The sequence below is a fragment of the Paraburkholderia sp. MM5477-R1 genome (genome assembly GCF_050436385.1).
Lineage (GTDB): Bacteria > Pseudomonadota > Gammaproteobacteria > Burkholderiales > Burkholderiaceae > Paraburkholderia > Paraburkholderia tuberum.
In genome coordinates this window covers 808,044-832,431 of the sequence record NZ_JBNDMC010000005.1, presented here as the reverse complement: position 1 = coordinate 832,431, position 24,388 = coordinate 808,044, and the positions used below count along the sequence as shown (strand labels likewise).

General features: G+C 62.9%; 20 protein-coding genes and 4 pseudogenes. 12 read left to right on the top strand and 12 right to left on the bottom strand.

Annotated elements, in window-relative coordinates; all coding sequences use genetic code 11:
- The first annotated feature begins 121 nt into the window (after positions 1-121).
- Together OKW35_RS16190 and OKW35_RS16185 are read left to right on the top strand one after the other, a co-directional pair.
- Entirely contained in the window at positions 122-394 is a 273-nt protein-coding gene (locus OKW35_RS16190) for a DUF6723 family protein (protein ID WP_184059249.1), read from the top strand.
- A gap of 299 nt (positions 395-693) precedes the next feature.
- On the top strand, positions 694-972 hold the full coding sequence (locus OKW35_RS16185) for a DUF2934 domain-containing protein (protein ID WP_184059073.1): 279 nt from the start codon (positions 694-696) through the stop codon (positions 970-972).
- 84 nt (positions 973-1,056) lie between these two features.
- Here the strand turns inward: OKW35_RS16185 and OKW35_RS16180 are convergent, their stop codons facing one another.
- Positions 1,057-1,581, bottom strand: coding sequence for a CinA family protein (locus OKW35_RS16180; RefSeq protein ID WP_429552551.1), 525 nt, complete (start codon positions 1,579-1,581; stop codon positions 1,057-1,059).
- Between the two features lie 230 nt (positions 1,582-1,811).
- Here OKW35_RS16180 and OKW35_RS16175 point away from each other — a divergent pair, with 230 nt between their 5' ends.
- The 3 genes from OKW35_RS16175 to OKW35_RS16165 all read left to right on the top strand — a co-directional run bounded on the left by OKW35_RS16175 (position 1,812) and on the right by OKW35_RS16165 (position 6,118).
- Complete coding sequence (locus OKW35_RS16175; RefSeq protein WP_429552550.1) at positions 1,812-3,833, top strand: protein-L-isoaspartate(D-aspartate) O-methyltransferase; 2,022 nt, start codon at positions 1,812-1,814, stop codon at positions 3,831-3,833.
- Positions 3,834-4,163: 330 nt separating this feature from the next.
- Positions 4,164-5,468 carry a cation:proton antiporter gene (locus OKW35_RS16170; RefSeq protein ID WP_429360377.1) on the top strand — a complete coding sequence of 435 codons (1,305 nt, stop codon included), beginning with the start codon at positions 4,164-4,166 and terminating at the stop codon, positions 5,466-5,468.
- A 233-nt stretch (positions 5,469-5,701) separates the two neighbouring features.
- Entirely contained in the window at positions 5,702-6,118 is a 417-nt protein-coding gene (locus tag OKW35_RS16165) for an organic hydroperoxide resistance protein (protein WP_184059065.1), read from the top strand.
- Between the two features lie 106 nt (positions 6,119-6,224).
- On the opposite strand, the gene OKW35_RS16160 is transcribed toward OKW35_RS16165, so the two are convergent.
- The 4 genes and pseudogenes from OKW35_RS16160 to OKW35_RS16145 all read right to left on the bottom strand — a co-directional run.
- On the bottom strand, positions 6,225-6,959 hold the full coding sequence (locus tag OKW35_RS16160) for an ABC transporter substrate-binding protein (protein WP_429552549.1): 735 nt from the start codon (positions 6,957-6,959) through the stop codon (positions 6,225-6,227).
- Between the two features lie 228 nt (positions 6,960-7,187).
- Positions 7,188-8,477, bottom strand: coding sequence for an MFS transporter (locus OKW35_RS16155; protein WP_429552548.1), 1,290 nt, complete (start codon positions 8,475-8,477; stop codon positions 7,188-7,190).
- 52 nt (positions 8,478-8,529) lie between these two features.
- The gene (locus OKW35_RS16150) at positions 8,530-9,858 is read right to left on the bottom strand and encodes an MFS transporter (protein WP_429552547.1); all 1,329 of its coding nucleotides are present in this window, start codon (positions 9,856-9,858) and stop codon (positions 8,530-8,532) included.
- Between the two features lie 71 nt (positions 9,859-9,929).
- Positions 9,930-10,892, bottom strand: a pseudogene (locus tag OKW35_RS16145) (enolase C-terminal domain-like protein); the annotation flags it as partial.
- Between the two features lie 34 nt (positions 10,893-10,926).
- Between OKW35_RS16145 and OKW35_RS16140 the strand changes: the two are divergent.
- Positions 10,927-11,658 carry an IS6 family transposase gene (locus OKW35_RS16140; protein ID WP_429354294.1) on the top strand — a complete coding sequence of 244 codons (732 nt, stop codon included), beginning with the start codon at positions 10,927-10,929 and terminating at the stop codon, positions 11,656-11,658.
- Between the two features lie 57 nt (positions 11,659-11,715).
- On the opposite strand, the pseudogene OKW35_RS16135 reads toward OKW35_RS16140, so the two are convergent.
- Positions 11,716-12,363, bottom strand: a pseudogene (locus OKW35_RS16135) (IS30 family transposase); the annotation flags it as partial.
- Between the two features lie 308 nt (positions 12,364-12,671).
- On the opposite strand from OKW35_RS16135, the gene OKW35_RS16130 reads away from it, so the two are divergent.
- Together OKW35_RS16130 and OKW35_RS16125 are read left to right on the top strand one after the other, a co-directional pair.
- The gene (locus OKW35_RS16130) at positions 12,672-14,948 is read left to right on the top strand and encodes a LysM peptidoglycan-binding domain-containing protein (protein ID WP_429552546.1); all 2,277 of its coding nucleotides are present in this window, start codon (positions 12,672-12,674) and stop codon (positions 14,946-14,948) included.
- A 307-nt stretch (positions 14,949-15,255) separates the two neighbouring features.
- Positions 15,256-15,720 (top strand): DUF2846 domain-containing protein, encoded by a 465-nt coding sequence (locus OKW35_RS16125; RefSeq protein WP_429402340.1) that lies wholly within the window; start codon positions 15,256-15,258, stop codon positions 15,718-15,720.
- 137 nt (positions 15,721-15,857) lie between these two features.
- Here the strand turns inward: OKW35_RS16125 and OKW35_RS16120 are convergent, their stop codons facing one another.
- Positions 15,858-16,043 (bottom strand): hypothetical protein, encoded by a 186-nt coding sequence (locus OKW35_RS16120; RefSeq protein ID WP_429552545.1) that lies wholly within the window; start codon positions 16,041-16,043, stop codon positions 15,858-15,860.
- Positions 16,044-16,437: 394 nt separating this feature from the next.
- Here OKW35_RS16120 and OKW35_RS16115 point away from each other — a divergent pair, with 394 nt between their 5' ends.
- Entirely contained in the window at positions 16,438-16,761 is a 324-nt protein-coding gene (locus OKW35_RS16115) for a glycoside hydrolase family protein (RefSeq protein ID WP_429552544.1), read from the top strand.
- Entirely contained in the window at positions 16,748-17,158 is a 411-nt protein-coding gene (locus OKW35_RS16110) for a hypothetical protein (protein ID WP_429552543.1), read from the top strand. Before OKW35_RS16115 ends, OKW35_RS16110 begins: the two co-directional genes overlap by 14 nt.
- 100 nt (positions 17,159-17,258) lie before the next feature.
- On the opposite strand, the gene OKW35_RS16105 is transcribed toward OKW35_RS16110, so the two are convergent.
- Positions 17,259-18,572 (bottom strand): MFS transporter, encoded by a 1,314-nt coding sequence (locus tag OKW35_RS16105; RefSeq protein ID WP_429552542.1) that lies wholly within the window; start codon positions 18,570-18,572, stop codon positions 17,259-17,261.
- A 124-nt stretch (positions 18,573-18,696) separates the two neighbouring features.
- Positions 18,697-19,656 (bottom strand): MBL fold metallo-hydrolase, encoded by a 960-nt coding sequence (locus OKW35_RS16100; protein ID WP_429402345.1) that lies wholly within the window; start codon positions 19,654-19,656, stop codon positions 18,697-18,699.
- Positions 19,657-19,861: 205 nt separating this feature from the next.
- Between OKW35_RS16100 and OKW35_RS16095 the strand changes: the two are divergent.
- Positions 19,862-20,609 (top strand): annotated as a pseudogene (locus OKW35_RS16095) (IclR family transcriptional regulator); the annotation flags it as partial.
- A gap of 61 nt (positions 20,610-20,670) precedes the next feature.
- A complete protein-coding gene (locus tag OKW35_RS16090) occupies positions 20,671-21,525 on the top strand; it encodes an IclR family transcriptional regulator (protein WP_429552541.1) in 855 nt (284 codons plus the stop codon).
- Between the two features lie 10 nt (positions 21,526-21,535).
- Here OKW35_RS16090 and OKW35_RS16085 read toward each other — a convergent pair whose 3' ends face one another.
- The 3 genes and pseudogenes from OKW35_RS16085 to OKW35_RS16075 all read right to left on the bottom strand — a co-directional run bounded on the left by OKW35_RS16085 (position 21,536) and on the right by OKW35_RS16075 (position 24,323).
- Positions 21,536-21,727 carry a DUF2783 domain-containing protein gene (locus OKW35_RS16085; RefSeq protein ID WP_013094246.1) on the bottom strand — a complete coding sequence of 64 codons (192 nt, stop codon included), beginning with the start codon at positions 21,725-21,727 and terminating at the stop codon, positions 21,536-21,538.
- Positions 21,728-21,732: 5 nt separating this feature from the next.
- Positions 21,733-23,418, bottom strand: coding sequence for an FAD-dependent oxidoreductase (locus tag OKW35_RS16080; RefSeq protein ID WP_187618597.1), 1,686 nt, complete (start codon positions 23,416-23,418; stop codon positions 21,733-21,735).
- Positions 23,419-23,592: 174 nt separating this feature from the next.
- Positions 23,593-24,323: pseudogene (locus OKW35_RS16075) on the bottom strand (IS6 family transposase).
- Positions 24,324-24,388: the final 65 nt, after the last annotated feature.

The following is a 24,388-nucleotide window of genomic DNA, read 5'->3' as shown; positions in this document are numbered from 1 at the left end:
CGTCGCTGCGACAGTCATGTCTATAAGTCGACACTTACGGACGTGCGCACCCTGTTACATGTCCATTACCATCGATTTCAGGAGGGTAGAACAGGATCGCCTAATGCAGCAGGGGAGAGCCATGTCAAGGAGAAAGCTGAAACTGACGCCGTATCTGGCGGCAGGGGTCGCCTCGCGCGACGACTTTTCCATCTACGTCACCGCGCGCCGCAGCGCCGATGGGCGATTCTATGCCGATCTACTGGTGAGCCGTAAAGTGGATGGCCGCCGTCTGTTCCCGTTCGATGGCGCGCCCGAAGTCGGTCCGTTCAACAGTATCGAGGAAGCGCGGCTCGCCGCCGAGGAGTACGGTGCGCGAATCGTCGCGGCCGACCTTGCCTGTCCCGAGGCGTGAGCGCGCGGCCCGCCGCGATATCGCCTGGCGACACCCCTGTCAAACGCTTGCCCTGGTTCACGACCGGCACGTGGTGGATCTGTGCGACCGCCGTTTTCATCCTGACGTCGTCGACGTCGACTTCCTCGAGCACCAGTCCGGCGGCGCGCTGATTTGATTCGCACGTCGAATAGCGGGGTGCCATCGAACGAACGTGCGACGCGCGGAACAACGCTTGCTAGCCTGTGGCTCGCCGTCATTCGGGCACGGTGCATGTGGCGCCGTACCGCGGCATCGCTCACGTTCACGGAGAAGCACATATGGACAAGGAACTCGAAGCCCGCATTCGCACGCGGGCGTACCAGATCTGGGAAAACGATCCGTCGCCGGAAGGGAAAGCCGACGACCATTGGGAAGAAGCGCGCCGGCAGATCGAGGCGGAAGGCGCGGCCGACGACGCTGCCGTGCCGCAGGAGCCGACCGATCAGTCCGCGGAGCGCGAGCGCGGCTCGCGCATCGCGCCCGAAGAGCAACTGCAGGAAATGTCGGGCGATGACATCGAACCGCCGAAGCGCGCCACGCGGCCGCGCGCCGGATAAGCGAGCGCCGCCCCTTTACACCGACGCCGGCAATGGCGTCGGTGCCACCGGCAATGCGCGTTGGTGGCGCGTCGCGCTCTCTCATCAGTGGTCGCGCTCGACGCGCGGGAGTTGATCGAAGTAATGCTCGACGCGCGACAGCGCATACAGCGCGGCGGCCGAACGCACGTCGTTGCGGTCGCCCGAAAAGCGCCGCGTCTCGGCGAACGTGGTGAACTCATTGCCGCGCCGTCGGAACGACCACGCGAAGCATTGCGTGCCTGGTGGCGGATCGTCATCGGAGCCGCCATGCGCGCCGCTATCGGCGAGCCCCGTGTTCGATACCGCGATGTCCGCGCAGCAGCCTTCCTGGCGCAGCGCGCCCTCGGCCATTTCGCGCGCGACCGCTTCGCTGGTAAGCCCGTACTGCTTCATCGTGCTTTGCCGCACGCCGAGAAAGCCTGCTTTGCCCGATGGCGAGTAGCTGACGAAGCCGACATCGAGACACGCGCCGCTACCCGGCACGCTCGCCAGATACGACGCGATCTGACCGCCGGTGCAGGATTCGGCGGTCGCGAGCTTCAGACCTCGCGAGCTGAGGAAGGACACGACCTGGATGGGAATGTTCATGATTTTCGCTTTTGTTGCGCGACGGATTCGGACCGGCATTTGGTTCGTGCAATCGCTCTCGAGAAGCGCGCAGCAAAGATCGGTCCGGGCGCGCTTCACGTTTCGCGCATCGCCACGAGTACCTGCCGGCGGTATGCTCATTGCTGAAGCGTGAAAGAGCAGCGGACTCGCGCGCCGCCCCGTCGCAATGCGTGGCGCGCGCAGCGCTGCGCATTCGCGAGGAGGCGGCGATGAGCGATTTCGACGAAGCGCGCGCATGGATGGTCGAACGGCAGATCGTGCAACGCGGCGTGCGCGACGACTACGTGATCGAAGCGATGCGGCGTGTGCCGCGCGAGGCATTCGTGCCATCCGATCTGCGCGAATTCGCGTATGACGATACGCCGCTGCCGATCGGCGGCGAGCAGTCGATCTCGCAGCCGTACATCGTCGCGAAGATGCTCGCGGCCGCCGAGTTGCAGCCCGGCGATCGCGTGCTCGACATCGGCACGGGCTCCGGCTATGCGGCCGCGATCGCCGCGGAGATCGCGGGCCGGGTGGATTCCATAGAACGCGACGCGAGCCTCGCCGAGGGCGCGCGCGAGCGCTTGCAGCGGCTCGGCTACGAGAACGTCGAAGTGCATGTCGGCGACGGCACCGCAGGTCTTGCCGCGCATGCGCCCTATAACGCGATCATCGCGGCGGCGGGCGGGCCGCGTGTGCCGCGAGCGCTGCGCATGCAACTCGCCGTGGGCGGACGGCTCGTGATGCCGGTCGGCAGCAGTCAGAGCCGTCAGCGGCTCGTGAAGATCGTGCGGCGCGACGAACACGACTACGACGAAGATGCGTTCGGCGACGTGCGCTTCGTGCCGCTCGTCGGCGACGATGGCTGGCCGGAGCCAAGCGGCGCGGCGCGCGCGGATTTGCGGCCCGCGTCCACGTCCACGCCGATCCCGCTCACGCCTATGCCGGCCGCGCTCGAACTCGCGATTCGCGACGCGGCCGAACCGTTGCCCGACATCGATTCCGCGGAATTCGCGGCATTTTTCGACCGCTTCGCCGGGCATCGCGTCGTGCTGCTCGGCGAGGCCAGTCACGGCACGTCGGAGTTCTACCGTGCGCGCGCGGCGATCACGCGGCGCCTCGTCGAGCAGCACGGCTTTTCGATGATCGCGGTCGAGGCCGACTGGCCCGACGCCGCGATCATCGACCGGCATGTGCGCGATCGGCCGATGCCCGGCGGGCGGTCCCGCCCGTTTCGCCGCTTTCCGACCTGGATGTGGCGCAACACCGACTTCATGGGCTTGGTCGCGTGGCTGCGCTCGCACAACGCCGCGCACCCCGAGCGCGAAACGCGCTTTTACGGGCTCGATATCTACAGCCTTTCCGAATCGATCGACGCGGTATTGCGCTATCTCGACAGCGTCGACCCTGCCGCGGCGCGCATCGCTCGCGAGCGTTATGGGTGCCTCAGTCCGTGGCAGAAAGATCCGGCCGTATATGGACGCGCCGCGTTGAGCGGCGGCTACGCGCAGTGCGAAGAACACGTGGTCGCGCAACTCGGCGATCTGCTGAAAAGCCGGCTCGACTATGCGCGCGAAGACGGCGAGCGCTTCCTCGACGCGGCGCAGAACGCGCGGCTCGTGGCGGTCGCCGAGCACTACTATCGCGCGATGTACTACGGCGGGCCGCAAAGCTGGAATCTGCGCGACACGCATATGTTCGACACGCTGCGTCATACGCTCGACAGCCGCGGGCCGCAGGCGCGTCTGGTCGTGTGGGCGCACAACTCGCATATCGGCGACGCGAGCGCCACGCAGATGGGCCGCATGCAGGACGAGATCAATCTCGGCCAGCTGTGTCGCGCGCAGTTCGGCGACGCGGCGGCGCTGATCGGGTTTGGCACGCACAGCGGCACGGTCGCCGCAGCGAGCGATTGGGGCGGACCGATGGAGGTCAAAACCGTGCAGCCATCGCTCGAGGGCAGCGTCGAATTCAGCATGCACGGCACGGGTCTCCCGCGCTTCCTGCTCGACCTGCGGCCCGGCATGCACGACACGCTGCGCGAACGGCTGCGCGCGCCGCTATTGGAGCGCTTCATCGGCGTCATCTACCGTCCCGGGACCGAGCGGTATAGCCATTACGCGCAAGCGTCGCTGGCCGAGCAGTTCGATGCGTTCGTGTGGTTCGATCGCACGAGCGCGGTGAGCGCGCTGCCCGTTTCCGCCGACGAAAAGAACCACGCGGCGGAGACTTTTCCATTCGGTGTGTGAGGGCGATCGGCACGCTCACGCCTCAGGCGAGGAACGCGGCTTGCAACGGAACGGACAGTGCATTCCAGCTGGTCCGAACCGAGGGGTCGCTCATGAACAAGGTTGTACAGCGCCTTGCCATCGCCGCGATGTCGGGTGTTGCCAGTGGCGTCGTCTGCGCGCAAGGCGCCCGGCGAGCTGAGCCGCGACCAGGCGAACCGTGAACATGCGGGGCGCGCGAACCAGGCCGCGGTTCAGCACGGACAGCGCCGCCAGCATGGCGCGAGCAGTGCGCGCTAGCGGCGACGCGGCCTGGCTGCCGCCACCGCCGCGCGTGCTCGCGATTCCGCCATGAAGGACGAACCGGTCTGGTTCCTGCTGATCGGCGCGCTGCTCACGTTCATGGCCGTCGCGCGCGGGCCGATCCGCCGCTTGCCGCTGACCGGCGCGATGATCTATCTGCTGGTCGGCGTGGCGGTCGGGCCGGCCGTGTCCGGGCTCGTCGGGGTCGATCTGCTCCGCAATACCGCGTTGCTCGCGACGCTGGCTGAAGTCGGGCTCGTCGTGTCGTTGTTTTCGATCGGCATGCATCTGCGCGTGCGGCTGCGCAATCCGCTGTGGTTGTTGCCGCTGCGGCTCGGCGGCCCGGCGATGCTCTTCACCGTCGCCTTGATGTTCGGCTTCACCGCTTTGGTGACCGGACGCGCGGACGGCGCGGCGTTGTTCCTCGCGGCCGCGCTCGCGCCGACCGACCCGGTGCTCGCCAACGAGCTGCGCGTGACGCAAGCTGGCGACGACGAGCCCGTGCGGTTCGCGTTGTCGGGTGAAGGCGGCCTGAACGACGGTGCCGCCTATCCGTTTGCGGTGCTGGGACTGACGCTTGCCGGCGCGAGGCTGTTCGGCTCGGGCAGTGGCGTGCATTTCGTCGGCTCGGTGCTGTGGGGGATCGTCAGTGCGCTCGTGATCGGTTGCGTGTTTGCGATCGTGTTCGCGCGCGCGATCTTCTTTCTGCGCACCCGCTACGGCGAAGCGATCGGTCTCGACGGGTTTCTCGCGCTAGGCCTGATGTCGACGTCGTACGGCGCGTCGCTGCTGCTGCACGCGTATGCGTTCGTCGCGGTGTTCGTGGCCGGCGTCGCCGTCCGTCACGAGGAACTGCGCGCGACGGGCGACAAGAATCCCTCGGAAGTGCTCGACGAGGTGCAGCACGGCGAACAGGTCGATGTCGCCCAGGATCCAGAAATGGCGCATGCGGTCCTCGCCGAATCGATGATGGGCTTCATGCGCGAAATGGAGCGACTCGCGGAGTTGTCGCTGATGCTGATCATCGGCTGCGTCGTGTCCGCGCACTGGCGCGAGATGTTCGATCTGCGCGCCGTGTTGCCCGCGGTGTTTCTCTTTTTCGTTGCGCGGCCGCTGTCCGTCGTCGTCGCGATGATGGGTGCGCGCATCGACAATAGCCAGCGGCATCTGATGGCGTGGATGGGGATTCGCGGCGTCGGCGCGTTTTACTACCTGATGTTCGGCCTCGAATACGTGCGTGGCGCGATGACGCCGCTGCTGCCCGCCGTGCTCGATGCGATCGTGTTGTCGGTGCTGCTGCATGGCTCGACCGCGAACTATCTGTTGCGGCGGTATTTCGACCGGCGTCGCTGAATGAAGCGACGGGCGCGATGGCGCGCGTGAGTTGTCGCGCCGCGCTCCGCCTGGCTCCCGTTTGCCGCTCCTTGTATCGCAATGTATCCGCGCGGCCCGGGGATACGTGCGCTTACCAAACCCGTTGACCCAGACACATGCGAGATACGTCGGCGCGTTCAAATACGTGCACCGCAAGTTCGAGCCCGGATTTGCAGACCTGAATATCACTGGATCAGCAGGAGTAAGCCACCATGACCCGCATCGAAGAAGTGCTGTACACCGGCAAAACCCATACGACCGGCGGCCGCGAAGGCGCCGCGCGCAGCTCGGACGGCCGTCTCGACATCAAGCTGTCGCCGCCCGGCACCTCGGGGGGTGGAACGAATCCCGAGCAGTTGCTCGGCGCGGGCTGGTCGGCGTGTTTCATCGGCGCACTCGGGCTGGCGGCGCGCGCGTTGCACCTGTCGTTGCCGGCCGATACCAGCGTCGATGCGGAGATCGATCTCGGCACCACCAATGGCGCTTACTTTCTTCAGGCGCGTCTGTTCGTCAGTCTTCCCGGTGTCGAGCGTGACGTGGCGCACGGGTTGATCGAGCGAGCGCATCTGACCTGCCCGTATTCGAAGGCGTTGCGCGGTAATGTGGATGTGCAGACTACGCTCGTTTGAGCGTCGCTGAGGGTGGTGGCGGGGCCGCGCCGAAGCATCGCGCGGCCCCGCGTATCTGCCATGCCAGCAGCTTCGAAAGCTACGCGGTGTCGGTTCGTGCGGCCCGCTACGCCGCAGGCGCAACCGACGCTCCCGCGATCTTGTGCCGCGCGAGCGATTGCGCCACCAAGCCCGAGGCCTTCATCTCTTCGACAAACGAACGCAGCGCGTGAGCCGCCGCTTCGCCGCGGCTCTTCGGCACACCCATCGCCTGCCGGATCACCATGAAGCGCTCGTCTAGCAACCGCAGACCGGGAGTTTGCTTCGCATCGGCCTCGAGTTGCTGCTTCACGCCTGCCGCCACTTCCAGATGCTGCTCGATAAACGTCGGCACGACGCTCGGCGAGCTCGGCGCGCGCACGATTTGCGCGGATTTCAGCTCGCGCGTCAGAAACAGATCGTATGCACTGCCTTTGCCAACGACGATTCGGTTGTGCGCCTGATCCACATCCTGATTCGAGCGCACCGGCGAGTCGTCGCGCACCAGGTAGAAGCCTTCGATCAACACATACGGCGCTGTGAACGCGATCGTCTCGCCGCGCAACGGATCGATCGCGAAGAAGCCGAAATCCGCGCGCTCCTCGCCGACGGCCTGCACCGATTTGCCGGCCGTATCGAAGACGACCAGCTCCAGTTCGACGCCCAGTTTCGCGGCGAACGCGCGCGCGAGATCGATCGATACGCCGAACGGCTCGCCGGAGTCGGCGTGACGATTGGCGAGGATTGGATTGCCGAGATTGATCGACGCGCGCAGCTTGCCCGTGGGCGTGAATGCGGCGACGACGGAGGGATCGATGGTCATAACGGCTCTCGTGGCGATGGCGTTGGGGCGAGCGAAGTCTCAGGGTCCGAGGATTTCGCTGATGCGGGATAGCGCGTTGAGAGTATGCAACAGATGCTCGCCCGTTGCTTCTGACACTTCTTCGTTGCGCTCGCGCTCCAAAAGTTCGGCAGGAAGCATCGTTGCAAGGGCGGGGGACGCCAGTTATCCGTGCCACGTCCCCTCGCCCTTTCACCCGCCAGCGGCACTTCAATCGCGCAACTTCACCGCCGTCATCCGCGGCATCAACAGATGAATGATGCCCAGCGCAACCAGATACGCCGACGCGCCGACCGTAAAGAGCGCCCAATACTGCCCGGTGCGCTGCAAGGTCTCGCCGATCACGCCGGAAAAGAAGAACGAACCGACCATCCCCGCCACGCCGCCGATACCGACCACCGTGCCGACCAGCCGCTTCGGAAACACGTCGCCGACGGTCGTGACGAGGTTCGCCGACCAGCCCTGGTGCGCCGCTGCCGCGAGACCAACGGCGAAGACCGCCCACCACAGGCTCTGGAAATACGACAACGTTGCGATCGGCACCACGCACAATGCACAAATGAGCATCGTGAGCTTGCGCGCGAAATTCGGCCTGTTGGTGCGGGCCATCAAACGCGACGACAGCCAGCCACCCGCCACGCTGCCGACCGATGACATCGTATAGATAGCGATCAGCGGCAGGCCCATGTTGCCGATGTCGATATGGCGCGACTCATTGAGCCACTTGAGCAGCCAGAACAGATAGAACCACCACACCGGATCGGTCAGCAGCTTGCCGAACACAAACGCCCACGTTTCGCGGTACTTGAGCACCGACAACCAGCCGACTTTCTGCTCGACGACTTCCTCGCGATCGGCATTGATGTAGTCGAGTTCTTCCTTCGACACCGACGGATGCTCCGAAGGCTGCCGATAAACCAGCATCCACACCGCCAGCCAGATGAAACCGGTCGCGCCGCCCGCGATGAACGTCGCGCGCCAGCCCCACATCACGGCAGCGATCGGCACGAAGGCCGGCGCCACGATGCCGCCGATCGTCGCGCCCATGTTCCAGAAGCCCGTCGCTAGTGCGCGTTCCTTCTTCGGAAACCACGTGGCGGTAGTGCGGATCGCAACCGGAAAATTGGCCGCCTCGCTGAAGCCGAGCAGACCGCGCACGGCCGCGAAGCCCGGCACGGTCGATGCCACCGCGTGGAGCATCGCCGCGAGACTCCACAGCGCCATCGCGCTGCCGTAGACCTTCTTCGTGCTGACGCGATCCGCGATGCGGCCGAAGATCGCGAGACCCACCGCATAGGCGACCGTAAACACCATCACGGTCTGCGCGTACTGCACCTGGCTCCAGCCGATATCCTTTTGCAGCAGCGGCGCGAGCAGCCCGAGCATCTGACGATCCATGTAGTTGATCGTCGTCGCGGCGAAGATCATCGCGCAGATGGTCCATCGGTATCGTCCGACGGCCGTGCGTGCGGCGGCCGTCGTGGCTTCTATCGTTTTCATCGTGTCTCCTTAAGGTTTCTGCAAATGGTGTCTATACGGTTGTTCGATGCAGTCAATGCGCGGAGGTGGGCATTCCTTCGCGCGGGCTCATACGGGAGAAGAACACGACCCCGGCGGCCACCACCGACATCACCGCGAGTCCAGTGAGGCCGCCCTCGATCGAGCCGGTCTTCTGTTCGAGGAAGCCGAAGGCCGCTGGCGCGACGAAGCCGCCGAGGTTGCCGATCGAGTTGATCAGCGCCAGCACCGCGGCGGAAATCCGCGCGTCGAGATAGCCCTGCGGGATCACCCAGAACAATGACGAGGCGGCCTTGAAGCCGATCGCCGCAAAGCAGATCGCGACGAACGAAAACGCCGGGCCGCCCTGGCCGGCCGCATACATGCCGAGCGCGGCGATCAGCAGCACGCACGCGACCCACGCCTGCTGGAACTTGAAGCGCGCCGCGAGCATCGCGAACAGATACATCGCCGCGATCGAGATCAGCCATGGAATCGAGTTGTACAGGCCGACCTGGAAATCGTTGAAATGGCCCATCTTGCGGATGATGCTGGGCAGCCAGAAGGTCGCGCCGTAGATGGTCAGCGATACCGCGAAGTAGATCAGGCAAAAGATCAGGATTTGCGGATCGCGCAGCAGCGCTCCTATCGATGGCTTGACCGGGTGCGCGGCGGCGCGCTGGCGTTGCTCTTCGTCGACCGCATAGAGCAAGGTGTCCTGCTCGGCGCGGGTGAGCCAGGCCGCGTCGCGCGGCTTCGAGTCGAGCCACAGCAGGATGAAGCCCGCGAGCACGACCGAGAACATGCCTTCGATGATGAACATCCACTGCCAGCCGCGCAGCCCCGCGCCTTCGATCAGCATCAGCCCGCCGGAGATCGGCCCGGACAGCACCGACGCGAGCGCCGAGCCGCTCAGGAAGATCGCCATCGCCTTGCCGCGCTCGTTGCTCGGCAGCCATTGCGTGAAGTAGTAGATGACGCCGGGAAAGAAGCCCGCTTCGGCCGCGCCGAGCAGGAGCCGCATCGCGTAGAACGACGTCTCGCCGCGCACGAACGCCATGCCGGCCGCGGCCAGCCCCCACGTGAGCATGATGCGCGCGAGCCACAGCTTCGCGCCGTAGCGCTGCAGCAGGATGTTCGACGGCACTTCGAAGATCGCGTAGCTGATGAAGAAGAGCCCCGCGCCGAGCCCATAGGCCGCCGCCCCGATGCCCAGATCGGCGCTCAGATGCTGGCGCACGAAGCCGATGTTCACGCGGTCGATGTAATTGACGATGAACATCACGACGAACAGCGGCAGCACGCGCAATTTGATCTTGCGCACCGCGCTCGCCAGCGCGCCGGCGCGCTCGGGCCGCGCCGTGTCGGCAATCGGGCTACTCATGGAGTTGTCTCCTTCGATGGCGACGCGCGTTGCGCGTCGCAGGGCTCGTAGGCGCGGATTGGAAGCGGGAGTTAAAAGCGCGGATTCTTGCCGGTGAAGCCCGGCTCGTACTTGCGCATCTGCGAGAGGTCATCGCGATTGCGCACGCCGCACGACAGATACTGCGCATGCAGTTCGGCGAGCCGCTCGCGGTCGAGCTCGACGCCGAGGCCCGGCGTGGTGGGCACGCGCACCGAGCCGTCGTCGAACGTCACGCGGCCGCCCTTGATGACTTCTTCCTCCTGCCACGGATAATGCGTGTCGCACGCATAGGTCAGGTTGGGGATGCTTGCCGCGACGTGCGTCATCGCCATCAGGCTGATGCCGAGGTGCGAGTTCGAGTGCATCGACATGCCGAGATCCCACAGCTTGCACATGCGCGCGAGCGTCTGCGTCGCGCGCAGGCCGCCCCAGTAGTGGTGATCCGACAGCAGGACCTTGACCGAACCCATCTCGGCGCCGCGCCGGAAATCTTCCATCGTCGTGATGACCATGTTGGTCGCGAGCGGCAGGCGCGTGTGCTTCGCCAGTTCGGCCATTCCTTCGAGACCCGGGCACGGGTCTTCGTAGTACTCGAGCAGCTCGTCGAGTTCGGGGGCAGCGGCGATGCTCGTTTCGAGCGTCCAGTTGGCGTTCGGGTCGAGGCGCAGCGGCACGCCGGGGAACGCCTGATGCAGCGCGCGCATGCACGCGATTTCGTGTGCCGGTTCGAACACGCCGCCCTTCAGCTTGATGCTCTGGAAGCCATACAGCTCGATCATTCGACGCGCCTGCGCGACGATCTGCCCGGGGCTCAGGCCTTCGCCCCAGGCATCGGGCGCATAGGGCTTGTCGACGTGCTCGGCGTACTTGAAGAACAGATAGGCGCTGTAGGGCACGGCGTCGCGCACCTTGCCGCCGAGCAGGTCGACGACCGGCGCGCCGACGATCTGCCCTTGCAGATCGAGCATCGCGACTTCGAGCGTGCTGATGACTTTCGGCGGTTTTGTCGCATTAACGCGGTCAAGTAAAATCCGTGGACCGCAACGCATGATAAGCATCATGGCAAAGACGCAAACGCCGCGCAAGACGCTGCCCGCTGGCATTGGCAAGGTACTGAAGCGGCTGCACTACCCGTTGGACGTGATCCTGCTGTGCGTGCGGTGGTACGTGGCGTACTCACTGAGCCTACGTAACCTCGAGGAAATGATGGCCGAGCGGGGTATCGAGGTGGATCATTCGAGCGTGCACCGGTGGGTTATTAAGCTGCTGCCGGTGCTTGAAAAAGCATTCCGCAAACGCAAACGGCCTGTGGGCAAGAGCTGGCGGGTCGATGAGACCTACGTCAAGGTCAAAGGCCAATGGAAATACTTGTACCGTGCCGTCGACAAGACAGGTAATACGGTGGATTTCCTGCTGCGCGCCCATCGGGACAAGGCCGCGGCGCGCCGCTACTTCGAGAAGGCGATTGAACAGAACGGCGAGCCCGAGACAATCACCGTGGACAGGAGTGGCGCGAATCTGGCTGCGCTTGAAGCGCTCAATGCCGAGCGTTTAACACCGATCAAGGTCCGTCAAAACAAATACCTGAACAACGTCGTCGAGCAGGATCACCGTGCCATCAAACGCATCATCAAACCGATGCTGGGGTTCAAGGATTTCCGCTGTGCGCGCATCATCCTGTCTGGCATAGAAATCGCACACATGATCCGCAAGGGGCAGATGTGTGACGATGGCGTCGCCCCGACTGCAGCCGAACAATTCTACTCGTTGGTAGCGTGAGTAGTACTACCGATATCACGCTTTGCTCAAGCTGTAATCGTTAGCGCGACAGAACCTACAGCCATCCATGCGGCACAGAATCACGAAGCGCGTCTTGCGTTCGACCAGCGTGCCCACGGCGGAACGATTGAACGCACCCTTGATGAAGTCGCCCTCCCAGTGCCCCGGCAACAGCCGTTGCTCGAACTGCTCGGGGCGATATTGGATGCGCAAATCCTCGGGAACATAGCTGCCGCCAGCAAGCGTCGTGCGCCGATTTCCGCGCGCCGGTTTTTCTTGGCGCAATGCTGCGATCATGGCCGGTTTCAGCGAGCCACGTGCATAGGTGTAAATGGCAGCGTAGACCGTCTCGTGGCTGACGTGCTGACTTGGGTCGTCTGGATACATGGCCCGCAGTTTGGCAGCGATTTGCTGCGGCGACCAGCGCCAGTAGACCAGGTGATCATGCACATGCCGATAAAGCGCGCTGCCTTCGATCAACTTGCGCGGCCGTACGCAGCGCCGACGACGCAGCCGATAGGCCGAGGCCGCCTGCGTCGCACAGTAGCGCGGCGCGTCCACGCTGCAATTACGCGCCAGTTCGCGCGACACCGTCGAAGCGCTGCGCCCCAGCAGCCCCGCAATAGTTCTTATGCTGCCGCCCTTTTGATGTTCGATCATGATCGCCGCGCGTTCTTCCGCACTCAAATGCTTGTAGTTCTTCATCGCAACACCCTACCTCATTCAAGGTGTTGCACTTGGAACTAGAGACTAAGGAGCAACCCGGACGCGCCGGGCTGGAGACCGGCATCGAGCTATTTCAACTACGACGTCAACGGCAACCTGAAGGCCACCTACGACGATGGTGGCGGCCAGGCGGGCAGCGCACGCGCGTTCACGTACTACACGGATCTGCGCGGCCAGGTGCAGCGGCGCGACGAACTGGTGGGCGTGACGGTTGGGGATGACGGCACGATCCGGGGCGCGACGGGGGGGACAGGAAACACAACTACTACTACCTGAACGGCAACCGGGTGGGCAACCAGGGCAACGACGGGGTCGAGACGGTCGACTACGTGCAGGAGCTGGCGGGCAGGCTCGCGAAGGGCAGCGAGAGTCAGTACAAGGTGTTCACGCCGGTGGGCAGCGCGGACTTCGACGAGAACTTCATGGCGATCAACGGGGTGTATCCGGGCGTGAGCCCGGGTACCTGGACGGTGCGCGATGGGGACACGCTGCAGTCGGTCGCGTCGTCGCTGTGGGGGGATGCGACGCTTTGGTACATCCTGGCGGACGCGAACGGGCTGAAGGGCGATGACGTGCTGAAGGCCGGGCAGATGCTGACGGTGCCCAACCAGGTCACGAACGTGCACAACACGGCGACGACGTTCAAGCCGTATGACCCGGGCAAGGCGATCGGCAATACGCAGCCGACCTTGCCGGATCCGCCGCCGCGGCCGGCGAAGGATGGGGGATGTGGTCCGGTGGCGGCGATCATTGCCGTCGTGGTTGCGGCGGTGGCAACGGTGTTCACTGCAGGGGCGGCATCGATGGCGCTGGCCGGGACGCTGTCGAGCTTGACCGTGAGTGGCGCGATGACGGCCGGCGCCGCCGCGCTGGTAGGCGGCGGTGCGGCGATGGGCTTCGGTACTGCGGTAGCGGCGTCTGTGATCGGTGGTGCCGTAGGAGCGGCAGCGGCCCAGGGCGTCATGATCGCGGCTGGCGAGCAGAGCGGCTTCAACTGGAAGGGGGTGGCGATGGGCGCTGTCGGCGCAGCGGTCGGCTCGAGCGTTCTTGGCGTAACGGGAGTTGGCTCGGCGGTCGGTAGCGCGTTCGGCGGAAGTACCGCCAGCCAGTTTGCCGGTGCCGCCGCGCAAGGAGCAATCCGGTCGGTAACTACGCAGGGTATTGGCGTGCTGACTGGCGCACAGCACAGCTTCGACTGGAAGGGGGTAGCTGCTTCCGCGATCGCGTCGGGAGTCGCGTATGGCGTGGGCGCCGCAGTGCGTAGCGTCGGGGCGGACTTTGGCTTCAATATGCAGTCCGACAGCGGTCGATTTGTGACGGGCGTGAGCGCGGGGGTTGCTGCAGGTGCGGCTAGTACAATCGTGCGCGGTGGGAGCCTTGGGCGCAATGTTGGGGCGATCTCGATGGATGCGGTGGCGAGCACCATTGGCAATCTCGTCGTCGACCAGGTGCAGGCCGGCTCCGTTGGGAAAACCGATACGACCGCGCAGCGTGTGCAGGAAGCGATCGGCGGCATGAATGCGCAGGTACTGCCGGGCGGGCTTGGTGGCGTCGGCAGCGGGTTTGTAGCTCCGGAGGCGTCATACAGCAATAGCACTGCACTGTTCGGCGTGTATGGCGGGCTCGTTGACAGCAGCCAGACGCCGTACGCCGGTGCTGCAGCGCTCTTCGGCCCGTCTTCTGGGCTGGCAACCTCACAAATCGATCCGCGTCCTGCAGTGCTGGCCGATAACAGCGGCGGCTCCGATAATCTTCTTTACGCGTGGGATCGTGCGAAACAGTACGGGGCTGATGGCTGGAATGCGACCAAGCAGTTCGCGCACGACATGGTCGGCGCGACCAGCATGGATGCCGCACGGGCGAACTGGGATGCGGGGAATTACGGCACGGCTGTAACGAAGGGTGCCCAGTCGTTTCTGGAAGCGGGCATGACTGCTTTTACCTTGGGAGCGGCTGCGCCGATCAAGACAGGAATCACGGCGGTCGTCAACAGAGGGCGCGCCTTGCTCGCGAGCGAAATACTCGGCGGCGGAGCGCCGATCTTCAGTTCCGGTGGCTTGCTGGGTTCGCGCATGTGGGCCTCGTCAGTGGGCACCGGAGCGATTAGCGCGGGGATTACTGCGGGCTCTGAGTATTACCAGAAAGGAGCGATCAATCCGGTTGATGTCGGCGTGAGCTTTGGGGTCGGTGCGATAGGTACGCGTTACAACCTAGCCGGCAATATGGTTCTGAATGCGGCAGGTGGAGTTGCCGATACGGCGATCAACAACGTTGTGTATGGGAAAAGTGACAGCTTGGTCAACGCTGGATTTACAAGTGCGGCTCTATCTGGCTTGGGCTATGGCCTCGGGAAGTCCGTCGGGTCATGGTTCGATGCAACACTCAAACCAACTCTCGGCAACTCAAGGAATTGGGCCTCGACGGATGTTTGGTCCGGTGGCGGATGGAAACTGTTTAGCCCTAATACAGGTGGCGTGATTGCCGGGACGATTGGAGGAGGGGTCGGCCAGAGTGCAGTTGGTCCACTTGTTCCACCATTTCCCTACGGGAGCGGCCAAAAATGATCAGGTGGTTGATTGCGTTTTTGGGTGCGTGGGGTATTTGCCTAGCAGGAATGTACGTCATTTGGGTGATCGCTTTGTGCCTGAACTGTCTGTTTGCACCAGGATGCTTTAGTCACCTGACGGTCCACGATGTGCTCTCTGCAGTTAATTTTAGAGGCGTGTTTGCAAGGGGTACGCTACTGGCAATTGCATTCACGGGCATTGCGTGGTTTAGGAGGCGTGCATAGCGAAACAACCTCTGGCCTATGTTAGGCCGGGGCTCAGTCTCCAGATTCATGTTCCACAAACTTGAAAAGGAAAACAAGAAATGCAGTTGAAGAAATTGATCCCGCTTGGCGTTGTGCTGCTGGTGATGGCGGGCTGTGCATCGGTGCCGATGGGCGATCCGCAGAAGGATGCGGCGCTGAAGACCTTCAGTGCGCCGCAGGAGAAGGCGGCGATCTATGTGTATCGCAACGAAAGCATGGGTGGGGGCGTCAAGATGCCGGTGACCCTGGATGGTCAGATTCTGGGCGACACGGCCGCCAGGACCTACCTGTACACGGAAGTCGAGCCGGGACCGCATGAGCTGGTGTCGAAGGCTGAGAACGATTCAAAGCTGGATGTCGACGCGGTTGCCGGCAAGGTCTATTACGTCTGGCAGGAGGTCAAGATGGGCGTCCTGTATGCGCGCAGCAAGCTGCAACTGGTTGACGACAAGACTGGTCAGGACGGTGTGAAAGAGTCTAAATTGGCGGTTCTGCCGCCGGCGCAAAGTGCGAAAGCGGAGTGACGATTAGCCGCTAGCCGTTACCACCGATTGCCGCCACCGACGCCCGCTTGGTGCGGGCGTTATCGCATTGAGGCGAGCAGCTGTGGCGGGGCGCGAATTGCGCAGATTGCGCGATTGATGACCGGAGCCCGTGGACGTTAGAAAAGCCGAAGCGCGACACGCCGGCGCAGGTTCTCATCCTGATGCATATCGCGAATTCCGACGATCGCGCGTTGCAGCCACTCGGTGACAATTGCCTGACGGATGTCGCACGTCCGGCGCTGCATCGTTCGCGTGATTTGTTCATTTCCGTGATCGGCCGGCGCGTTGCTGACCAGCGGCATCTGGGCGGATCGGACGTTGTCGTCTGGCACAAGAATTCCCCTGAAAGTAGAACACACATTACGCACGTACCAAAACGCGTGCAAAACCGCCGCTAACCGACGCCAGCATTGGATTTGCGGCGGTACAGAAAAGAGTGCAACGGGTTGCGCCGAAAATATCGAATCGCATGGAACCCCGGATGAGGCAAGGGTTTGCGGGTGGTGCGATTTGCACCACCTGTGTCCGGAGCGCGGCCACGCGGCGGACTCGCCGAGGTCTGGCACAGCGACGTCAGCAACCCAGGTCCAGTTGCGCGAATTCCGTTTGCGTCCAGGGTGTCGATTCGGTGACCAAGGCATCCGCTCAAAAGCGGAGAGTAAACGGCAAACGCCGACAGTTTACAAGCGCGGCGCTATGTCATTGAAAGTAAACGGCCTTTCTCGCCGCCGCGGACCGGCGGCGACGTTGTGTATAACGACATGGGTAGAAAGACGTCTGAATGCTGACGTGAAGGTCCCGTTGTTTCAGTTCGAATACGATGCCCTTATGAGTATCGTATATAACTGTGGCTCAGGAGACGGCGCCAGCGAAATTATTAGAAAAGTTAATTCTGGCCATTATGATGATATGCATGATTTTATATTGACGTATCGGGTAGGAACGAATCGGGGCGTCAAGAATCGCCGGATTGCCGAAGCTCGTTTATTTGTCTCAGGAGTTTACGATGCATCTCATTAGGATCATGGTAGTTTTTTTTATCTCGGGTGTGTTATTTTCTAGCCTTGCGGTCGCGAAGTCGAACTCGGATTGCCTGCAGCATTTGGGGGGCGGTTACGGTGACGCCGAATGCTATTCCGAGTTACAGAAGGACCTGATGGTCGAGAGCAAATTTATCTATAACAAGTTGCGTGCGACCATGCGGAACGGCAACGTCCATGCGAAGTTGCTCGACGAGTACATGGAAACGCAAGATGCATCCGTGAGGTACTGCGAATTACCACGTAATGCCGGGGCAAAGTGGAAAACGGAACACGATGGATCGATGTTTTCAGCTTTGCAAGAGGAGTGCATCTACAATCTTCGCAAAGCGCAAAATCAGTTTTTAAAGGATTTGCTTGATATGGCAAATTGGTAGAGCGTGAAATCCCAGCCCCGCTTCGGCGAGGCCATTTAAAGGCAGATTACGCGGGCAAGCGGCACCACCACGACTCGGCATAGGCGACATCACCGTCGCGTCACGCCCCCTTAACGCCGACCATCAAAGCGACCCCACTAACCACAAGCAGACTCGCAAGCAGATACACGGCGAGATCCATACTCCCCGTCGTCGTGCGAATCTGACCGATCACCCACGGACTGACGATCCCGCTCGTAATCCCAATACTGCTAATAAACGCGATCCCCGACGCAGCCGCTTTCCCGGACAGATAGCTGGTAGGCACCGCCCAAAAGATCGGCAGCGCCGCGAAAATCAACACGGCAGCGAGCGACAAGATAGCCAGCATCGCAGGAAAGCTGCTCAGATGCAGCGTAAGCGCCGCGAGCGCGAGACCCCCGCCCACCGTGCAGAAAGCAAAATGCTTACGCCGTTCCCCAGTTCGATCCGAGCGGCGCGCAATCAGAATCAGACCCACCGCACCGATCGCATTCGGCACCACGGTATAAAGACTCACCGCCACGACATCCTGAACCCCAAAATCGCGGATCATCAACGGCATCCAGAAATTGAGCGTCAGCGACGCACAGGTCAGCGAAAAATAGATGAACGCGAACAGATAGACGTGCGGATTGAGCAACGCGGCGGCGAAGCTGTGACTGTCATGCCGGTGGTCTTTCGACTGGCCTTGCGCGCAAAGCGCGACGAGTCGCTCTTTTTCGTCCTGCGTGAGCCAGCTTGCCTCGTGCGGCTTGTCGACCAGATAGCGCCACGAGAGCAATCCGAGAATCACAGCGGGTGCGCCTTCGATCGCAAACATCCACTGCCATCCGAACAGGTTCAGCACGCCGCTCATGTCGCGCATGATCCAGCCGGAGAAAAGTCCGCCGAGCACGCCCGCGACCGCCACGCCCGCGAAAAACACCGAGATCACGGCGGCGCGCCGGCTGGCGGGAAACCAATACGTCAGATACAGCACGATGCCCGGGAAAAACCCCGCCTCGAAAACGCCCAGCATAAAGCGCAGAACGTAAAAGTGCGCGGGCTTCGACACGAACATCATGCACATCGACGCGATGCCCCACAGCAGCATGATCCGCATGAAGGTTTTACGCGCGCCGTATTTGGCCAACAGGATGTTGCTCGGCACCTCGCACAGCACGTAGCCGACGTAGAACACGGCTGCGCCGAGTCCGTACATCGCGTCGCTGAAGCCGAGATCATGCTTCATCTGCAATTGCGCAAAGCCGATGTTGATCCGGTCCAGAAACGACACGACATAGCAAAGAAACAGAAACGGCACGATGCGCCACGCGACCTTCCTGAACATCGAATCGTCGCTCGCGACGGGCGCGGCGTGGCCAATGGCGTTGCCATCGAGGGAATGCTGCATGTCTCGCTCCTGGTGCGGAGCGCGCCTGTGCGAAGACGAGCGCGCCCGAGGCGTCTAGCGCGCCTTCATGGTTTGAACGGAAAAGAGGAAAGACCGGACGGCCTTTCCCGAGTGCGTGGTGCGATCAGTTCTGCAGCGCGTCCCACATTTCCTTGTCGCGCTGCGCGGTCCAGATGCGCGGATGGCTGATGCCGCTTGCTTCGTCGTAGGCTCGCGACACGTCGAACGGCAGGCAATGCTCGTAGATGAAGACGTTGCCGAACTTCGGGTCCATGGACTTGCGCGTGAGCGCCATCGCGCCCTTCAGATCGAGCTTGTCCTTGAATGCGTCACGGCCCGCCTGCAACAGCATGGTGACGAAGTCTTTCGTGTAATCGAGGCCCTTGTTCACTTCCGCCGGCGACAGCAGCGCGGGGCCGCGACCCGGCACCAGCTTCTCCGCGTTCAGGGCGCGCAATGCTTCGAGCGTCGTCGGCCATTGTTCGAGTTGCGCGTCGCCGCAATAGCAGGCCGCGTCGTACTCGACCAGGTCGCCGGAGAACAACACCTTCTGCGACGGCAGCCAGACGACCGTGTCGCCCTTCGTGTGGCCGGAGCCGAGATGCGCGATGCGCACTTCGAGCTTGCCGAGAAAGAGCGTCATTTCCTTTTCGAAAACCAGCGTCGGCCACGTCAGGCCGGGCACCGTTTCGACGCCCGCAAAAAGGCGCGGGAAGCGTTCGATCTCCGACTTCATATCGGCTTCGCCGCGCTCGACGATCATTTCGTAGGTGCCGCGGCTGGCGATCACCTGCTGTGCCCCTTCCTTGAAGTACGCCGACGCACCCAGCACGCGCACCGCGTGATAGTGCGACAGCACGACGTATTTGATCGGCTTGTCGGTGACGCTGCGGATCTTCGCGATCAGGTCTTGCGCCATGGCCGGCGTGGCGGTGGTGTCGACGATCAGCACGCCGTCGTCGCCGATGATCACGCCGGAGTTGGGGTCGCCCTCGGCCGTATACGCATACGCGTTTTCCGACAATTGGGTCCACGTGATCTTCTTCTCTTCCAGATCGGCCTGGGATGCGAAAGCCTTCGCCATGTCTGTCTCCGTCTCACGACTCGTTGGGGGATGACTAATAGTCGTCGTCGCGCTTATATTTGTCAATGACAAAATACCTTGTCATTCACTAAGCCAGGGTAAACTCCGTTGGTTGGTCCGCACGGTCCGATCGGATACCATCTAGGCCTTCCACGGGCGACAGCGGACGGGCCGAATCTCCTTCGGGTCAAGGGCGGATAACACGATGGCTGATACGACAAGCGAAAAGAAACAGCGGGGGATTCAGAGCGTCGAGGTCGGCGGACGTCTGCTGCAGGCGCTGGCGCGACAGCGCGAACCGCTCGGGCTGACCGAACTGGCCGGCGAGGCGCAACTGTCGTCGGCGCAGGCGCATACCTATCTCGTGAGCCTGACGCGCCTCGGCCTCGTCAAGCGCGATGCCCTGACCGGCAACTACGAGCCGGGGCCGCTGTCGTTGCGGCTTGGCCTCATGCATATCGAACAGCAGCCGGTCTATCGCATCGCGGCTGCCCACGCGGCGTCGCTCGCGGAGCGGATCGGTCTTAGCGTGGCGATCTGCGTGGCGGGCGTGCAGGGCCCGACCATCGTCCGATACGAGCGCAGCGGTGCGCCGCTGCATGTCAATCTGCACATCGGCACGGTGATGTCGCTCGAAGCGACATCGACGGGCCGCGTATTCTGCGCGTTCTGCGCGCCCGAGCAGGTCGCGCAAATGGCGCGAAGCCAGGCGCATTCGGCGGACCCGACGCCGGCGCGCGGCCGCGCCGCCAAAGCACCGACTAGCGCGGAGTGGCGCAAACGCTTCGATGAGATCCGCGCGCGCGGCATCGAGCGAGGAATCGATGCGCCGAGTCCGGGCATCAGCAGTCTGAGCGTGCCGGTGTTCGATGGCGATCAACGGATGCAACTCGCGTTGACGGCGATCGGCTCGTCGGGCTCGATCGAAGTCGCGTGGGATGGTGTGGTCGCGCGTCAGTTGCTCGAAACTTCCCGACGTATCACCGAAGCGCTGGTCACACCCAGCTGAGAATCATGCAGATCGAAACCCCGGACGCGTCCGACGCGAACACGCCCCAACTCAACGACACGAAAGCTCAGCGCGGAATCAGCGCGCTTGACAACACAGGCGACCTCCTGCTGGCACTCGTTGCCGCCGGCCGTCCGCTGTCGTTGCGCGATCTGGCCGCGACCGCCGATATGCCCGCCGCCAAGGCGTTTCCGCATCTGGTGAGTCTGCTCAAGGTCGGCTTGCTGAGCCGCGACGACGCCGGTCTTTTCAGTGCGGGACCGCTCGGCATGGAGCTCGGCCTGATCGCATTGCAGCGCATGTCGCCGATTCGCGATGCCGAACCGGAGATCGTCACGCTTGCGGCGGAGTCCGGCATGAGCGTCGCGGTGGCGATTCTTGGACCTTTGGGTCCCACGGTAATCCGTTTCGAAGAATCGGCGAGACCACAACACGTGAGCCTGCGCGTGGGCACCGTGATGTCGCTCGTCAACACGGCGATAGGGCGCGTGTTCGCCGCGCATCTTGCGGACGACGTATTGGTCGGGCTGTTGTCGCAGGAATCGATCAGACTCGCGGGCGCGCCGGTTGCGGAAGTGCTCGTGGCGCCGAAAAAGGGCCCGCCGTCGTTGGCTCCGGCCTATCTGGCACGTCGCGCGAAGGTTGTGAGCGACGGCATCGATGACGCACTCGATGCGCCGGTGCCGGGCATCGGCGCGTTGGCCGCGCCCGTGTTCGATCATACGGGCAGCGTCAGTCTGGTGGTCGCGGTGATCGGTCCGTCGGGCGGCTTTGATTTCAGCACGCACGGCACGACCGCACAGAGGCTGCTCGCCACGACACGACGGCTGTCGTGGCGGTTCGGCTGGATCGGGCGCTGAGCCTCGGTCGTCAATCCGCGCGCGCCAGCGCCAGCGCTTCGAGCAGCACGTCGGCATCGCCGATGTGGTTCGCGAGCAGCAGCACGAGCTTTGCGTTCATGAAATGGCTTTGCTCGTCGGTCAGTCCATTGTGCGCGTCGATGAGCTTTTCATAGAACGCATCCGGATCGGCCATATTCGTTTCGATGTTCAGCTTGGTCATGATGGTTATCCGTTGCAGGTTGCGCGATCCACGGCCTTGGCGACCGAGGCGGTGTCGAGGGCGCGCCAGCGCGCGCAGACATGCTGGTCCGGACGCAGCAGATAAAAGGTGCCGGGCCGCGCATCGAAGCGATGCGTGACGATGCCTTCGACGTCCTCGATCACCGTGACGTGAGGCATCTCCGGAAGAGCGGTCACGGCCGCGCCACGCGGCACGACGATCAACGAGTGAACCGGCACCGCGAGGCATGCGAGCGCGCGAAGCCGTTCGGCGCATTTCGTCAGGTCGTCTCCCGGGCCGCAGAATTGCACACCCGTGAAGCCGCCATGTCCGGTCTGATTCAGGAACCAGGCGTCTTCGCCAGCGAGCCTGACCGGCGCGTCGGTGCTGGCCGCGCCGGGCACCATCGCACCGGTGAACGCGTCGGCGTCGGGCGTGTTCAGGGGCGAGTCGCGCAGCACCGCCGGCACCGACAGACGGCCGCTGTTGACGATGCGCCGCGCGAACGGACACTCTTTCGCGAGCTTAAGCGTGGCATCGCGGAACATCCGCGAAACCGCGCTTTTCGGCGTGATGAAGTCGGTGGCGCGCGATGAGTTCAGGATGTTTTCGTCCGCCGCATACTCGCGCTCGGATGCATAGGTATCGAGCAGCGCCGGCGGCGCGTCGCCGTTGACGACGAGCCGCAGTTTCCAGGCGAGATTGTCGGCATCCTGCACGCCGCTATTCGCGCCGCGCGCGCCGAACGGCGACACGCCATGCGCCGAATCGCCCGCGAACAGCACGCGGCCATGCCGGAAACTGTCCATCCGCAAACACGAAAAGGTGTAGACGCTGACCCATTCGAGCTCGAACCCGGCATCGTCTCCGAGCAGCGCTTTCACGCGCGGAATCACTTTTTCAGGCTGTTTTTCGGCGACAGGATCGGCGTCCCAGCCGAGCTGGAAATCGATGCGCCAGACGTTGTCGGGCTGCCTGTGCAGCAGTACGGATTGATTGCGATGGAAGGGCGGATCGAACCAGAACCAGCGTTCGGTCGGAAACGGCGCCTTCATTTTCACATCCGCGATCAGGAAGCGGTCCTTGAAGGTGCGGCCATGACTGTCGAGACCGAGCGCCTTGCGCACCGCGCTGCGCGCGCCGTCGGCGGCGACCACGTATTGCGCGCGCATCGGATAAATGCCGTCGGGCGTTTCGACCCGCAACTCGACATGGTCGTCTTGCTGGGTCACACCGATCACATTGCTTTTCCAGCGCATCTGCAGATTCGCGGTTCGCTTCGCCTCATCTACCAGATAGCCCTCGACGTAGTACTGCTGCAGATTGATGAATGCTGGGCGCGCGTGGCCTGTCTCGGGCAGCAGGTTGAACGTATAGATCAGTTCATCCTGCAGGAACACCTTGCCGACGTTCCAGCTCACGCCTTTGTCGACCATCTGCTTGCCGCAGCCGAGCCGATCGAAAATTTCCAGCGTCCGCTTCGCAAAACAGATTGCGCGCGAACCGCTCGACAGCGTGTCGTCATTGTCGAGCAGTACGGTGCGAACGCCCTGCTGGGCCAGATCGATGGCCGCTGACAACCCGACCGGGCCAGCGCCGATCACCACGACCGGATAGGTGAGCGGTGCACCGGCATCGTGGTCGGCGGCTCGCTCGTAGTCGAACCGCATCGTTTGGTAGTCGATCTGCATGGCGTCTCCGGGTTCTGCGGGGTATCTTTGATTAATCTATAGCAAGCAGTATTGCTCCTTGCTAATATTGGCCATTCTATAAAGCTTTTTGAGCGATCGAATCTGTATTTACCCTGGTGCGGCTTTGTCACGTTGCCGATCACCGGACGAATCGTGTTCAGGCGAAACAGTCGCTCAGAAAACAGCAGACGGATTCTGGGTGAGACCGGTGAAAGGACGCCAGGCTTCAAACCGGGTCGCGAGCTGCTTTCGATAAAGCGACGCGCGCAGCAAATGACGCTTGAGCGCGAAGTGTTGCCGGATCGGACCGAAGCACGACAGGAACGCCTGCGTGCGCCCGGGCAGGCGGAAACCACGCATACGTCGCTCGCGTTCACGCGTGGGCTGATGGCTGTTCTCTGCACGGTTGTTGACGCGGGCGGCCGCCTTGACGAACACGTGCTTCACGTTCGCCAGCTCTGGGATTTCGGTCTTTGCTGCGGGGTAACTGCGCAACTGGTCAGTGACGATCTTCTTCGGCACCTCGGGACAGGCCGCCAGTACACGTTTGAAGAAACGTTTCGCGGCGGCCTTGTCGCGCCGCTTCTGTAGCAGGATGTCGAGCTCGATGCCGTGCTGGTCGACGGCACGCCACAGCACATAAGGTTCACCGCGCAATGACACGAATACTTCATCAAGATGCCACGTGCTGCCCGGCTGGCGGCGGGCAGCCTTCACGCGATGCGCGAAACCAGCCCCAAACTTGTCTATCCACCGCCGGATCGATTCGTGGCTGACGATCACGCCACGCTCGAACAGCAACTCCTCGATATCGCGCAGGCTGAGCTGGAACCTGAAATACCAGCGTGACTGATGACTGACGCCGGGAACCGGTGACCGTGATACAGCGATTTCGTTTTCTTCATCACTTCATCTTAACTGACCGCAGCGCCAAACGTGACAAAGCCCTATCTTCAGATGATGCCGAACG